Source organism: Rhizobium sp. 'Codium 1', from assembly GCF_020889605.1.
Taxonomy (GTDB): Bacteria; Pseudomonadota; Alphaproteobacteria; order Rhizobiales; family Rhizobiaceae; genus Allorhizobium; species Allorhizobium algae.
Map to the genome: position 1 here is coordinate 461,697 of NZ_JAJGPW010000002.1, position 11,959 is coordinate 473,655.

Genomic DNA, 11,959 nt, shown 5'->3' on the forward strand with positions numbered 1-11,959 from the left:
CCATGCCATAAGAGCAGTCGGGCTCACCGCCCCGCATTTCGCCCCGCCGCAAGGCCGGAAAACAGGCAGCCTCCAAGGAAAGTGCCTTCCAGGGCATTGTAGCCATGCATGCCGCCACCGCCGAAACCTGAGGCCTCGCCGGCTGCATAAAGCCCCGGCACCGGCTTGTTTTCGCGGTTGAGCACGCGGGCCTCCAGATCGGTGTGCAGCCCGCCCAAGCTCTTGCGGGTGAGGATATGCAGCCGAACCCCGATCAGCGGCCCGGCCGCCGGATCGAGCAGCCTGTGCGGCTTTGCCGTGCGCATCAGTTTGTCGCCGAGATAATTGCGGGCGCCTCTGATGGCCACAACCTGCGCATCCTTGGAGAAGCGATTGTCCATCTGCCGGTCGCGCGCCTCGATCTGGGCGCGGACATGGTGGATGCCGAGGCGATGCTCACCGGTGAGTTCGTTCATGCCGGCAATCAGATCCTCGAGATTGTCGCGAACGACGAAATCCTCACCCTTTTCCATGAAGGCCTGCACGGGACCCGGCGGGTTCTTGCCCAGTCGTTTCAGCAGCAGGGAGATGTTCTTGTCCGTCAGGTCCGGGTTCTGTTCGGAGCCCGACAAGGCGAATTCCTTTTTGATGATCGCCTTGTTCAGGATGAACCACGAATAGTCGTGGCCGCGCGACCGGATCGCTTGGAGTGTCGCGAGCGTATCGAAGCCCGGCATGGCCGGCGGCGGGAAACGATTGCCATCGGCATCGCACCAGAAGGATGACGGGCCAGGCAGGATGCGGATGCCGTGGTTCGGCCAGATCGGATCCCAGTTCTTCAGGCCCTCCGTATAATGCCACATCCGGTCGCCATTGATGATTTCGCCCCCGGCCGCCTGCGCGATCGCGAGCATGCGCCCGTCGACATGGACAGGCACGCCTGCCACCATCTTCTTCGGCGGGGTTCCCAGGCGCTCCACCGGCCAGTTCTTGCGGACCAGATCGTGGTTGCCGCCAATACCGCCCGAGGCCGCGATCACGGCACCGGCCCGCACCTCGAAATCACCGACGACATTGCGTGAGCTGGAGCCGCCCCTTGGCGTCGCATCGCCGGCGAGCAGCACGCCTGCCACTCCGGTCACGGCGCCGTTGGAGACGACCAGTCGGTCGACCTGATGGCGGAAGAGGAAGGTAAGCTTGCCCTGGTCGGAGGCTGCCCTGGCGCGGCGCAGGAAGGGTGCGAGCACACCGGGTCCGGTGCCCCAGGTGACATGGAAACGCGGCACGGAATTGCCATGTCCGTGGGCATGACCGCCGCCCCGCTCCGCCCAGCCCACGACGGGGAACCACCTCACACCCTGGCTCCTCAGCCAGTTGCGTTTTTCTCCGGCTGCGAATTGCAGATAGGCTTCCGCCCATTGCCGCGGCCAGAAATCCTCGGTGCGATCGAACCCTGCCGATCCGAACCAATCTTGCCGTGCCAGCTCGAGACTGTCGCGAATCCCCATGCGTCGCTGTTCCGGACTGTCGACCAGAAAGAGCCCACCGAGCGACCAGAAGGCTTGCCCGCCGAGGTTCTGCTCCCCCTCCTGGTCGATCAGGCCAACGCTCAGCCCACGATCAGTTGCCTCCGTGGCGGCCACAAGACCGGCGAGCCCCCCACCGATGACGACGACGTCGAATTCCAGCATGGCACCCTCCTACTCCGTCACGACCTTACCTTTACGCGCACGTAATACATCCCACAAATTGCGTGCGGAGCAAACGAATTTGCGCAATTCAACGCTCGGTGAGCTTCAGCTCGATGCGGCGGTTCTGGGAAAGGACGTCGGGCGTGTCGCCCTCGGCAATCGGCTGGAATTCCCCGAAGCCCGCAGCAACCAGTCGATTGGCCGGAACGCCTTGGGAAATCAGGTATTTGACCACCGACGTGGCGCGCGCGGAAGAAAGCTCCCAGTTGTCCCGGTAACGTCCCGTCCCTGTCAGCGGCGACGCATCCGTGTGCCCGTCGACACGAAGCACCCAGTTAATCTCGGCGGGTATTTCCTGCGCCAGCTCCAGAATGGCCGCCGCGAGCTTGGCCATCTCCGCCTGGCCCGCGGTGTCGAGATCCGCACCACCGACCGGAAACAACACTTCCGACTGGAAGACGAAACGGTCGCCGACGATCCGGATATTCTCGCGATCCGACAGGATCTCGCGCAGACGGCCGAAGAAGTCGGACCGATAGCGATTGAGTTCCTGGACGCGCTGGGCGAGCGCCACGTTGAGACGACGGCCGAGATCGGAGATCCGCGCCTGCGACGCCTCGTCCTTGGCCTCGGAGGCCTGAAGCGCCTGCTCCACTGCTGCGATCTGCGCCCTGAGGGCTGCGATCTGCTGGTTGAGAAGCTCGATCTGGCTCATCGCGCGGGCGCTGACCTGTCGCTCGGCATCGAGCTCGCCCGTGAGACGTCCTACTTTTTCATTGGCGATATCGGCGGTGCCGGCGCCGCTTTCCAGCAACTGCTGAAGTCGCGTCCGCTCGCTTTCCGAGGACGAGAGCGACGATTGCAGCGAGGCGAGTGCATCTTCCAGATCCTGCTTGCCGCTCTTCTCGAGCGCGAGCAGCTGCGTGAGTTCGGCAATCTGGCTGTTCAGCCGGTTCAGAACCTCGTCCTTGCCCGAGATTTCGCGGCTCAGGATGAACTGGGCGACGACGAAAACCGTGAGCAGGAACATGATGGCGAGCAGAAGCGTCGACAGGGCATCGACGAAGCCAGGCCAGTAATCGACCGCGCGATCACGGCGGCGGTTGCGCCCGAGCGCCATTTACTTCGCCCCGCTGATCTTGTCGTTCAGACGGTCGAGGGTCTTGCGCATGGCGCGGGCGTCCTCCTGCTGGGCTTCGATCCAGTCGCGCAGCATCTGCTGCTCGTTGCGCATGTTCTTGACCAGACCCTGAATGCCTTCGGCAAGGCCGGCGATCGCGGCGACGGAACGCTCATTGCCCTCCCGGCTCCCGAGCTTCTGGATCTCCGCGACGAGCAACTGGATGTCCTCGCTGACAATGGCACCACTGGCGTCGGACACAACTGCCCGCTCCGAATCCACATCGGTAACAGAGGAAAGCCAGTTTTCGAGCTCGACGTAGAACCGGTTCTGCGCACGTCCTGCCTGCAGGTCGAGGAAGCCGAGGATCAGTGAACCGGAAAGGCCGAGCAGCGAAGACGAGAAGGCCGTCCCCATGCCGGCGAGCGGCGCCGTGAGGCCGGACTTCAGCGATTGCAGGATGTCATTGCCATCGCCCGATGCAGGATCGAGATTCTGGATGACATCATTGATCGAGCTGATCGTTCCGAGCAGACCCCAGAACGTGCCGAGAAGGCCGAGAAAGACCAGGAGGCCGATGAGGTAGCGGCTGGTATCACGCGATTCGTCGAGACGCGTGCCGATTGAATCGAGGATGGAGCGCAAGGCGGTGGTGGATATTGCCATCGCGCGGCGACCGCCGATCAGGGCCCGCATCGGTGCCAGAAGCTTCGGTTCGCGCCCGACCAGAGAGGCATTGTCACCAGCGGCACGGAAAGAATTGAACCAGCGCACTTCGGGCCGAAGCGCCAGCACCTGCGTGAACACCAGAATGATCCCGACGCCAAGCACGCCGAGGATCAGGCCGTTCAGCCCGGGATTGGTCACGAAGGCCGCATGCGCCTGGCGATAAAGAATGGCCGCGATGAAACACACGATGATCAGAAAGATCACCATAGTCGTGAAGAAGGGCATCGGGCTTGAGAGTTTCTGGCCGTATGCACCCGGGCGGGTTTCCCCGACCTCGAGGTCCTCCAACTTCACTTTCGCCATAATACGCTCGACCTCCGGAGAATCTTGCTCCGAAGGCTAGTGGAAAATTGCGACGAATTGAAGCCGCGAAGGCAGGATAATTTTCCTGCAGGCTTCCGATCAGCCCTGCGGCACCGGACGATTGACCACTTCTTCCAGCGCTTTACGGATGTATTCGTTGCCGGCAAGAACGGTTCCGTTGTCGAACATGTCCTGGCCACCCTTCATGTCAGAGACGAAGCCGCCGGCTTCCTTGATCAGCAGAATGCCAGCCGCGATGTCCCAGGAATTGAGCTGCGCTTCCCAGAATCCGTCGAGACGACCCGCTGCGACATAGGCGAGATCGAGTGCTGCAGCCCCCATGCGGCGAACGCCGGACACTTCACCCATGACATGACGCAATTCGACGAGGAATTTGCCGTGCTGGCCACGACCGAGATGCGGGACGCCGCAGCCGATGACGCAATCGGAGAGCACCTTGCGCGCACCGACGCGAATACGGCGATCGTTGAGGAATGCGCCGCCGCCCTTTTCCGTCGTGTAGAGTTCATCGGTGGCCGGATTGAAGATGACGCCGGCGACGATCTCGCCATTGCGCTCGAGCGCGATGGACACGGCGAATTGCGGGATGCCGTGCAGGAAGTTGGTCGTGCCGTCGAGCGGATCGACGATCCAGCGATGCGCACCGTCGGTGCCCTTGATCTCTTCACCTTCCTCGCCGAGGAAACCATAGGTCGGACGGGACTTCAGCAACTCCTCGCGCACGATTTTCTCGGCGCGAAAATCGGCCTGCGAGACAAAATCGCCAGGGCCCTTGACCGAAACCTGCAGGTTCTGCACTTCGCCGAAATCGCGCGAAAGCGACTTGCCGGCCTTGAGTGCCGACTGGACCATGACGTTGAGAAGGGCGGAGCGGGCCATAGATAGAATTCCTTGAAACTGGGAGCGCCGGAAGGCGGCAACGGGCAAGCGCGCGTCAGCGGCGGTGTTTGGCGGGTTCAAGACCACAAATGCCGCTGGAATTCAAGGGGGATGGCCGCTCCGGTCCATGCGCGCTCGTCAGACGAGACCTGCAGCAAACGTCACGACGGCGCCCGAAACCACAGCCAGCAGGGATATGGCGGCCAGCCTCAATGCAAAGCCACGGCTTCCGACCGCAGCGGCATAGACGACCTTGGCCAACATGTTGGCTGTGACGGCTATTCCGGCGGCTGTGATTGCAACATCGAGCGGGAGGCTCGGCAGCATGCCGGCGACGGTGACGGTCATCGCATCGACATCGGCGAGTGCAGTCAGGCCGGAGACGAGGTAGAGGCCGCCGTCACCGAAGATCTGGCTCGCCGCGCGTGCGATGAAAGCGATCACGGTGATCAGCAGCGCCATTTTGACAACCTGCGAAAGCTCGAACGGATTTCCGGGCAAATCTGCCTTGGAAGGTCCCGTGCGCGCGACGAGCGCAATCGCGCCCACCAGCATAATTCCTGCAGCGACAAGGAGGCCGGGCAACAGCCGTTCGGCAAGCGCTGGCGCAAGTGCAAAGAGCACGAGCGCCGTCCGGATGAGGGAGACGCTTCCCGCCGCCATCGCGCCGGAACAAGGACCGGCCGCGTCGACCACCAGCTCGCTCTGGCGCGCCATCGCGAACGTTGTAGCGGTCGAGGAGACGAGACCGCCCACGGCGCCGGCGACAAGGTCACCGCGTCCGCCACCGATCAGGCGCACGGCGACATAGCCGGCATAGGAGATCGATGCGAGCAAGATGACGAGAATGACGAGGCTGCGCGGTGACACCCCGCCGAAGGGGCCGTAGAGATCGACAGGAATGAGCGGCAGCAGAACAAAACTCATGGCGAGCAGGATGACCGCCGAACGCAGCTCTACCCAGGTCAGCCGCCTGATCGCGCCATGCAGGAATTCACGGCTGGCAAGAACCGTCACCACAGCGGCACCGGCCGCAGAGGCCACGGCCATATCGCCCGTCACGGCGAGCGCTCCGAGGGCAAAAGTGGTGATCCCCGCAATGACGGTGGTCGCACTGAAGGACCCTTCTGCGCGTGCCTCCATCAGTCCGAAGCGCAGCAGGACGACGGCAATCGCAATCAGGAAGCTCGCCACGATCAGGCCGGAAAGGCTTCCCGGTGTGAGGCCGGCATCGAGCAGACCCGCAAGCCCGCCGGTCGTGCCGATCAGCGTGAAGGTACGAACGCCGGCGATCCGCGCACCTTCCGGCGCATCGCGCTCACGCCAGTGGCGTTCCACTCCAACCGCCGCACCGATCGCGATGGCAAGCCCGAACCGCTGGAAGATGTCGATAAGATCCATGGCGGCCGCCTCCCCCCGAAGCGGCAGAGCGAGGCCGCCTCAGGTCCGCCGGAACCGGTTGGCGCGATCGATGGCCTGTTTCTGCTGTTCTTCGGTCAGGCCGAGGTAGAAATCCTCGAGGCCGGGATCCTTGAGCCCCGCCCGCCGCGACAGGACATACCACTTGGCAGCCTCGATCGGATCGGGCGCCGTGCCGAGCGCGTTGATGTAGAGATGCGCCAGACGGTTCTGCGCCACCACATTGCCGCGCGCGGCGGCAATGCTGAGCCAGCGATACCCGGCCTCGTAGTCGCGCGGCCCGTTATAACCATTGACGAGCCAAAGTCCCATGTCGAGCTGCGCCGTGTCGAAGCCGGCACGCGCGGCACGCGTCATCCACTCCCGGGCGCGCGCCTTCTTCTCGTCCGGTACGTCCTTGAGTGCCGAATAAACCTGGGCCAGCGCATATTGCGCATCGGCGATGCCCTGTTCCGCAGCCTTCTCGTAATAGGGCATGGCCGCAGTCAGCCCGCGCACACCGGGCGTGCCGGCAACCAGGATCTGCGCCCAGTTGAACTGGGCCGAAGCATTGCCCGCATCGGCAGCACGACGCATGTAATCGTCGGCCTTCTCCCTGTCCTGCGGGACTTCCTTGCCCTCCATCAGGAGCAAGGCATATTTGAACATCGCAGCCGGATCACCGCCCTGGGCGGCCTGACCGTACCAGAATGCCGCGCCCTTGAGGTCGCGTTTCACCCCGAGTCCCCGCGACATGATCTCCGCCAGCAGCGTCTGCGCAGCGGGATCGCCGAGCTGTGCACGCGGCAGCGCCCTGTCGACGGCCGTCAGGAAGAGACCGCGCTGAAAGGCGCCGTAAGCAGTGTCGGGTTCTCCTTCATAAGGTTTTTCCGGTGGCACGTCGGGCAGCGGCGTGCCCATGCGCAGATAGATGTTGATGCCTTGCAGCGCGTCGGGCTCGCCACCGACCATGGGCTTGTCGCCCTTGGTCACGGGCGGCGCGGAATCCCTCTCACCTCGATCGAGCGTGTTTGCGTCACCCGTGCTGCTGCTCGGCCGTGCACCGCGTTCGATCTCTCCTGCGTCCGATGGATCCACCGGCATGATCGCCGGCGCATCACCGATCTCCAGACCGTCCTCAGCCTCCTGCCCGATCGCCGGACTGGCGAGCGCAAGGCATGCCCCGGCAAGCACGGCGAGAATCAGGCGATGGTGAGACGGGATTGAACGCATGACCTGGTTCAATCTGCAAACCGTGGCGCTTTTTCGTCAAGCTCTGCATTCACACGTGTCACAATCGCAGCGGCTTGCGACGGATCGGCGAAGACCGCCTTGCCGAGCGCCACGAACTCCACCCCGCTTTCGGCAACCGTCACAGCCGAAGACGGGTCCTGTCCGCCCATCACCATGCAGGGGATCTCGATCATCGATGACCACCACTCGCCCAGTGCCACATTCTTCGAATGGGCCTCCGGCTTGATGTCCCCGTCGATCTTGCCGAAGAAGATGTAGTCCGGCTGGATCTCGCCGATCTCCAGCGCATGATGGCGATCCATCGCATTGCCGCCGCCGACGATGAGCTTCGGCGTATGCTTCTCGAACTCTTCGGCCAGCGTCGCCGCATTGCCAGACACATGCAGGCCGTCCGCCTTGACCCGCCCGGCGACCCGGCTGTTGTCGACGACGAGTGCTGCAGCACCCGCTTCCTGGACCACGGGCACGAGCAGCTCGGCATGTTTCTGGAAAACGGTATCGTCCAGACCGTATTGCGGGATGATCACCGAGGCGACGTCACCGCCGCGCAGGGCATTGCGCAGCATCTCGCTGCGCTCGGCGGGATCGGCGATATCGGGAACGATGAGGACGAGGCGGCAGCGATTTTCGGTCATACGCGATGTTTCCGTGTGCGGGACAGGTCCGATAAGGCGGATTCCGTCCTCGTTTTCTCTGGATGAATCCGATAGACCGCTCTTCCGAAAGGATCAACCGCGCAATGCTGACAGACCCCAACTTCTATGCCGTCGCCATTCCCGCTGTTGCCCTTGTCGGCCTGTCGAAAGGCGGCCTCGGCGGAGCCTTCGCACTGATCGGCGTGCCGTTGCTGGCCTTCGCCGTGCCGCCCATGCAGGCCGCCGCCATCTTTCTGCCGATCCTGCTCGTCATGGATGCCGTCGCGCTCTGGGCCTGGCGGGGCTATAATGACCGTAAGACACTTCTGGTCATGTTGCCCGGCGCGGTGATCGGCATCACCCTCGGCTGGGCGACATCCACCTATGTCTCTGCCGATGCCATGCGCCTCGTCCTAGGCGGCATCTCCGTCGTCTTTGCCCTGAAATACTTCCTCGAAAGCTGGGCGGCTTACAAGGGACAGGTGACGGCAGCAGCCAGCCAACGCCCAGTCGCCGGCTCATTCTGGGGCTCGCTTGCGGGTTATGCCAGTTTCGTCGCCCATGCCGGCGGCCCACCCTTCCAGATCTATGTTCTGCCGCTGAAGCTCGACCCGCTCACCTATACCGGCACATCGACCCGCTTCTTTGCGATGCTGAATGCGATCAAGGTCATCCCCTATTTCGCGCTGGGAGAACTGGACGCCACCAATCTGACCCTGTCGGCGGCATTGCTCCCGGTGGCGCTGGTATCGACGCTCGCTGGCGCGCGTCTCGTCCATTTCCTGAAGCCGAAGATCTTCTATCCCCTCATGTATGGCATGGTTCTGCTTGCCGGCGGCAAACTGCTCTATGACGGGATCGCCGGCCTCTTCGGCGGCTGACATCGAGGTCGCGAACGCCCTTGCTGCAGCGCACATGAGCGCTTGCCGCAGCCCGGCCTTTGACATAGGCTTTCACCATGACGAACGCAGACCCGTTCACGGCGATTGCAGACCCGAACCGGCGACACATCCTCGAGGATCTGCGCCGCGGCGAGAAGACCGTGAACGAGCTCGCCGGCCAGCTGCCGATCAGTCGTCCGGCCGTCTCCCAGCACCTGAAGGCATTGCTGGACAGTGGCCTTGTCGATGTGCGCTCCGAAGGCACCCGCCGCATTTATTTCATTCAACGTCCCGGCTTCGACCGGATGAACATGTGGCTCGACCAGTTCTGGTCGTGAGCCCCAGGCTTTTTCTGATATCGGACAAAATAAAAGGCCCCGAAGTCGAAAACTTCGGGGCCTGGATGGGTTGCTGGCTGCTTCATGAATACATCAGGATCGGTCTTGGAAGTCGCCGGATCCCGGCGCAGCCGGAAGGGGGTATCAGTGGCGTGTGGAAGCCCTAACGCGTTCCATTTCATCCTTGAGTCGCAGTTTGAGGCGCTTCAGTTCGGCAATGTGCCGATCATCGACGGAGGGAGATGCAAGCGCATCATGGAGCTTTTCTTCGAGGGCTCCATGCTTCTTCTGCAGCGATTCAAGATGAGCCTGTATGGTCATTTGATGCGTCCTTCCTTATCGCCTACCTCCAGCCCTCATCCGCTGGAGTTTCAGGCTTTGCGAAGATAATGTGACATGAGAAATGCGGTTTGTCGAAGGCGAATTGGCCAAAAACGACCATCAAAATCGAAGTTAGGGATAACTTCCCGTTACCGGTATTTGGTGATAGGAGCTTGCGCGAATCTTCCGGGCATCCTTAAAGGATGAGCAAACGGCGATAATGGGGAACAAGCATGGCCGATCAGGAACAGGCTGACGTTCGGCTCTCTCTGGCGCGGCTTCGCCAGGAGCATGAAGACTACGATGCCGCGATCAACGCCATGATCACGGTCGGGTGCGATGCCTTGCGCGTTCAGCGGATGAAGAAGAAGAAGCTGTCGATCAAGGACAAGATCACCGCGCTGGAAGACCAGATCATCCCCGACATCATCGCATGACGGCAGAAGGATAGCCTGATGACAGCAGAGTGCCCGCCCGTCGCCATCATCATGGGAAGCCAGTCCGACTGGGAAACCATGAAAAATGCGGCCGACACGCTCGACGCGCTCGGCGTCTCCTACGAAGCCCGGATCGTATCGGCACATCGCACGCCTGACCGCATGGTTGCCTTTGCCAAGGGCGCCCGTGACGAAGGCTTCAAGGTGATCATTGCCGGTGCCGGGGGCGCAGCCCATCTGCCGGGCATGGTCGCCTCGCTGACCACCCTTCCCGTCTTCGGTGTGCCCGTTCAGTCGAAATCGATGTCTGGCCTCGACAGCCTGTATTCCATCGTCCAGATGCCGGCCGGCATTCCGGTCGGCACGCTCGCCATCGGCCGCGCCGGCGCAGTGAACGCAGGTTTGCTCGCAGCCCGCGTTCTTGCTGTTTTCGATGACGAGCTTGAGGAACGCCTCGACGAATGGGTCGAGCGCCAGACGGCATCCGTCGCCGAATATCCCGTGGACGAGGCCCCATGACGATCCGCACCATCGGCATCATCGGTGGCGGCCAGCTGGGCCGCATGCTGGCCATGTCTGCCGCCCGCTTGAATTTTCGCACCGTCATCCTCGAGCCGCAGCCCGACAGCCCCGCGGCCCAGCTGGCAAACCACCAGATCACCGCAGCATATGACGACCCGGCAGCACTGGCCGAACTCGCCCGTCTCTGCGACGTCATCACCTATGAATTCGAAAACGTGCCGGTCGAGGCCGCCGAGAAGCTGGCCGCCAGCATCCCGGTCTATCCGCCGCCGAAGGCGCTCCAGGTCGCCCAGGACCGGCTGACGGAGAAGCGCTTCCTCAATGCATCCGGCATCGAGACCGCGCGCTTCCACGCGGTCGACAGCCAGGCCGACCTCGAACGCGCACTGTCCGACTTCGACGGGGAAGGCGTGTTGAAGACCTGTCGTCTCGGCTATGACGGCAAGGGCCAGAAGGTCTATCGCAAGGGTGATTCTGCCTCGGGCGGTTACGAGGCTCTCGGCTCGGTCCCCCTGATCCTGGAAAGCTTCGTGCCCTTCGTTCGCGAGATCTCGATCATCGCCGCCCGCGGCATCGATGGCGAGATCCGCTGCTACGATCCGACGGAAAACGTCCATCGCAACGGCATCCTGCACACCTCGACCCAGCCCGCCGCGATCACCCCTGAGACGGCCCTGGCTGCCCGCGAGGCCGCGACAAAGCTGCTTGATGGCCTCGCTTATGTCGGTGTCGTCGGCATGGAGTTCTTTGTGCTCGGGGATGGCAGCCTGATCGCCAACGAGATCGCGCCACGCGTCCACAATTCCGGCCACTGGACGGAGGCCGCCTGCATCGTCTCGCAGTTCGAACAGCACATTCGAGCGGTCGCGTCGCTGCCGCTTGGCGACACGGTGCGCCATTCCGATTGCGTGATGACGAATCTGATCGGTGACGACATCGATTCTGTGCCTGACTGGCTCGCCAAGCCCAATGTGCTCGTCCACCTCTACGGCAAGACGGAGGCGCGCCCGGGCCGGAAGATGGGGCACATCACCGAAATCTTGCCGATTCGCAGCTGATTTTCCCGGCTTTTTAGCCTGATCTGTCCCGCATTTTCTGCCGGACATGTTGACAGGGCGGCCTCCCTCGGGCTAATTGCCGCCAACTCTTCAGGGGCGCGCCCGGCGGCGCGCTTTTGATTGTTTGATCACAGTGGGTGAATGACACATTCCCCGACAATTGTTGTGGACCAGAAAAATGAAGATCAAGAACTCGCTGAAAGCGCTTAAAGCCCGTCATCGCGACAACCGTCTGGTTCGCCGCAAGGGTCGTATCTACATCATCAACAAGCAGAACCCGCGCTTCAAGGCTCGCCAGGGCTGATGCCCCGGGATCTCCGGATCCCATGAGCCAAGACGGACTGCCCGCCACATCTGCGGCGTGTTGATTTCGGAAATTTGAGTTTGAAAGAC

General features: G+C 62.6%; 14 protein-coding genes. 6 read left to right on the forward strand and 8 right to left on the reverse strand.

What is annotated here, in order from left to right:
* Positions 1-23 precede the first annotated feature (23 nt).
* The 7 genes from LJE98_RS07395 to LJE98_RS07425 all read right to left on the reverse strand — a co-directional run bounded on the left by LJE98_RS07395 (position 24) and on the right by LJE98_RS07425 (position 8,009).
* The gene (locus tag LJE98_RS07395) at positions 24-1,670 is read right to left on the reverse strand and encodes an FAD-binding dehydrogenase (RefSeq protein WP_229574521.1); all 1,647 of its coding nucleotides are present in this window, start codon (positions 1,668-1,670) and stop codon (positions 24-26) included.
* A gap of 88 nt (positions 1,671-1,758) precedes the next feature.
* Positions 1,759-2,790: a peptidoglycan -binding protein gene (locus tag LJE98_RS07400; protein WP_229574522.1), complete on the reverse strand. Its 1,032-nt coding sequence runs from the start codon at positions 2,788-2,790 to the stop codon at positions 1,759-1,761.
* On the reverse strand, positions 2,791-3,822 hold the full coding sequence (locus tag LJE98_RS07405; RefSeq protein ID WP_229574523.1) for a flagellar motor protein MotA: 1,032 nt from the start codon (positions 3,820-3,822) through the stop codon (positions 2,791-2,793).
* 99 nt (positions 3,823-3,921) lie between these two features.
* A complete protein-coding gene (locus LJE98_RS07410; RefSeq protein ID WP_229574524.1) occupies positions 3,922-4,722 on the reverse strand; it encodes an inositol monophosphatase family protein in 801 nt (266 codons plus the stop codon).
* Positions 4,723-4,860: 138 nt separating this feature from the next.
* Positions 4,861-6,123: an MgtC/SapB family protein gene (locus tag LJE98_RS07415; protein ID WP_229574525.1), complete on the reverse strand. Its 1,263-nt coding sequence runs from the start codon at positions 6,121-6,123 to the stop codon at positions 4,861-4,863.
* Between the two features lie 39 nt (positions 6,124-6,162).
* Positions 6,163-7,353: a tetratricopeptide repeat protein gene (locus LJE98_RS07420; RefSeq protein WP_229574526.1), complete on the reverse strand. Its 1,191-nt coding sequence runs from the start codon at positions 7,351-7,353 to the stop codon at positions 6,163-6,165.
* 8 nt (positions 7,354-7,361) lie between these two features.
* Positions 7,362-8,009: a thiamine phosphate synthase gene (locus LJE98_RS07425; RefSeq protein WP_229574527.1), complete on the reverse strand. Its 648-nt coding sequence runs from the start codon at positions 8,007-8,009 to the stop codon at positions 7,362-7,364.
* A gap of 104 nt (positions 8,010-8,113) precedes the next feature.
* Between LJE98_RS07425 and LJE98_RS07430 the strand changes: the two genes are divergently transcribed.
* Positions 8,114-8,890, forward strand: coding sequence for a sulfite exporter TauE/SafE family protein (locus LJE98_RS07430; RefSeq protein ID WP_229574528.1), 777 nt, complete (start codon positions 8,114-8,116; stop codon positions 8,888-8,890).
* A 77-nt stretch (positions 8,891-8,967) separates the two neighbouring features.
* Positions 8,968-9,228 carry an ArsR/SmtB family transcription factor gene (locus LJE98_RS07435; RefSeq protein WP_229574529.1) on the forward strand — a complete coding sequence of 87 codons (261 nt, stop codon included), beginning with the start codon at positions 8,968-8,970 and terminating at the stop codon, positions 9,226-9,228.
* A 144-nt stretch (positions 9,229-9,372) separates the two neighbouring features.
* On the opposite strand, the gene LJE98_RS07440 is transcribed toward LJE98_RS07435, so the two are convergent.
* The gene (locus tag LJE98_RS07440; RefSeq protein WP_229574530.1) at positions 9,373-9,549 is read right to left on the reverse strand and encodes a YdcH family protein; all 177 of its coding nucleotides are present in this window, start codon (positions 9,547-9,549) and stop codon (positions 9,373-9,375) included.
* Positions 9,550-9,782: 233 nt separating this feature from the next.
* Here LJE98_RS07440 and LJE98_RS07445 point away from each other — a divergent pair, with 233 nt between their 5' ends.
* From LJE98_RS07445 to ykgO, 4 genes are all read left to right on the forward strand, one after another.
* Positions 9,783-9,986 (forward strand): YdcH family protein, encoded by a 204-nt coding sequence (locus LJE98_RS07445; protein ID WP_112244269.1) that lies wholly within the window; start codon positions 9,783-9,785, stop codon positions 9,984-9,986.
* Between the two features lie 18 nt (positions 9,987-10,004).
* Complete coding sequence (gene purE, locus LJE98_RS07450) at positions 10,005-10,505, forward strand: 5-(carboxyamino)imidazole ribonucleotide mutase (protein WP_229574531.1); 501 nt, start codon at positions 10,005-10,007, stop codon at positions 10,503-10,505.
* The gene (locus tag LJE98_RS07455; RefSeq protein ID WP_229574532.1) at positions 10,502-11,566 is read left to right on the forward strand and encodes a 5-(carboxyamino)imidazole ribonucleotide synthase; all 1,065 of its coding nucleotides are present in this window, start codon (positions 10,502-10,504) and stop codon (positions 11,564-11,566) included. The genes purE and LJE98_RS07455 overlap by 4 nt, the downstream gene beginning before the upstream one ends.
* A gap of 178 nt (positions 11,567-11,744) precedes the next feature.
* Entirely contained in the window at positions 11,745-11,870 is a 126-nt protein-coding gene (gene ykgO, locus LJE98_RS07460; RefSeq protein ID WP_006726873.1) for a type B 50S ribosomal protein L36, read from the forward strand.
* Positions 11,871-11,959 lie beyond the last annotated feature (89 nt).

What these genes read in the sequence shown, in the direction of transcription:
- LJE98_RS07455 (WP_229574532.1), top strand. Translation starts at nt 10,502, where the DNA reads ATGACGATCCGCACCATCGGCATCATCGGTGGCGGCCAGCTGGGCCGC.
- LJE98_RS07405 (WP_229574523.1), bottom strand. Translation starts at nt 3,822, where the DNA reads ATGGCGAAAGTGAAGTTGGAGGACCTCGAGGTCGGGGAAACCCGCCCG.
- LJE98_RS07410 (WP_229574524.1), bottom strand. Translation starts at nt 4,722, where the DNA reads ATGGCCCGCTCCGCCCTTCTCAACGTCATGGTCCAGTCGGCACTCAAG.
- ykgO (WP_006726873.1), top strand. Translation starts at nt 11,745, where the DNA reads ATGAAGATCAAGAACTCGCTGAAAGCGCTTAAAGCCCGTCATCGCGAC.
- LJE98_RS07425 (WP_229574527.1), bottom strand. Translation starts at nt 8,009, where the DNA reads ATGACCGAAAATCGCTGCCGCCTCGTCCTCATCGTTCCCGATATCGCC.
- LJE98_RS07445 (WP_112244269.1), top strand. Translation starts at nt 9,783, where the DNA reads ATGGCCGATCAGGAACAGGCTGACGTTCGGCTCTCTCTGGCGCGGCTT.
- LJE98_RS07440 (WP_229574530.1), bottom strand. Translation starts at nt 9,549, where the DNA reads ATGACCATACAGGCTCATCTTGAATCGCTGCAGAAGAAGCATGGAGCC.
- LJE98_RS07435 (WP_229574529.1), top strand. Translation starts at nt 8,968, where the DNA reads ATGACGAACGCAGACCCGTTCACGGCGATTGCAGACCCGAACCGGCGA.
- LJE98_RS07400 (WP_229574522.1), bottom strand. Translation starts at nt 2,790, where the DNA reads ATGGCGCTCGGGCGCAACCGCCGCCGTGATCGCGCGGTCGATTACTGG.
- LJE98_RS07415 (WP_229574525.1), bottom strand. Translation starts at nt 6,123, where the DNA reads ATGGATCTTATCGACATCTTCCAGCGGTTCGGGCTTGCCATCGCGATC.
- LJE98_RS07420 (WP_229574526.1), bottom strand. Translation starts at nt 7,353, where the DNA reads ATGCGTTCAATCCCGTCTCACCATCGCCTGATTCTCGCCGTGCTTGCC.
- purE (WP_229574531.1), top strand. Translation starts at nt 10,005, where the DNA reads ATGACAGCAGAGTGCCCGCCCGTCGCCATCATCATGGGAAGCCAGTCC.
- LJE98_RS07430 (WP_229574528.1), top strand. Translation starts at nt 8,114, where the DNA reads ATGCTGACAGACCCCAACTTCTATGCCGTCGCCATTCCCGCTGTTGCC.
- LJE98_RS07395 (WP_229574521.1), bottom strand. Translation starts at nt 1,670, where the DNA reads ATGCTGGAATTCGACGTCGTCGTCATCGGTGGGGGGCTCGCCGGTCTT.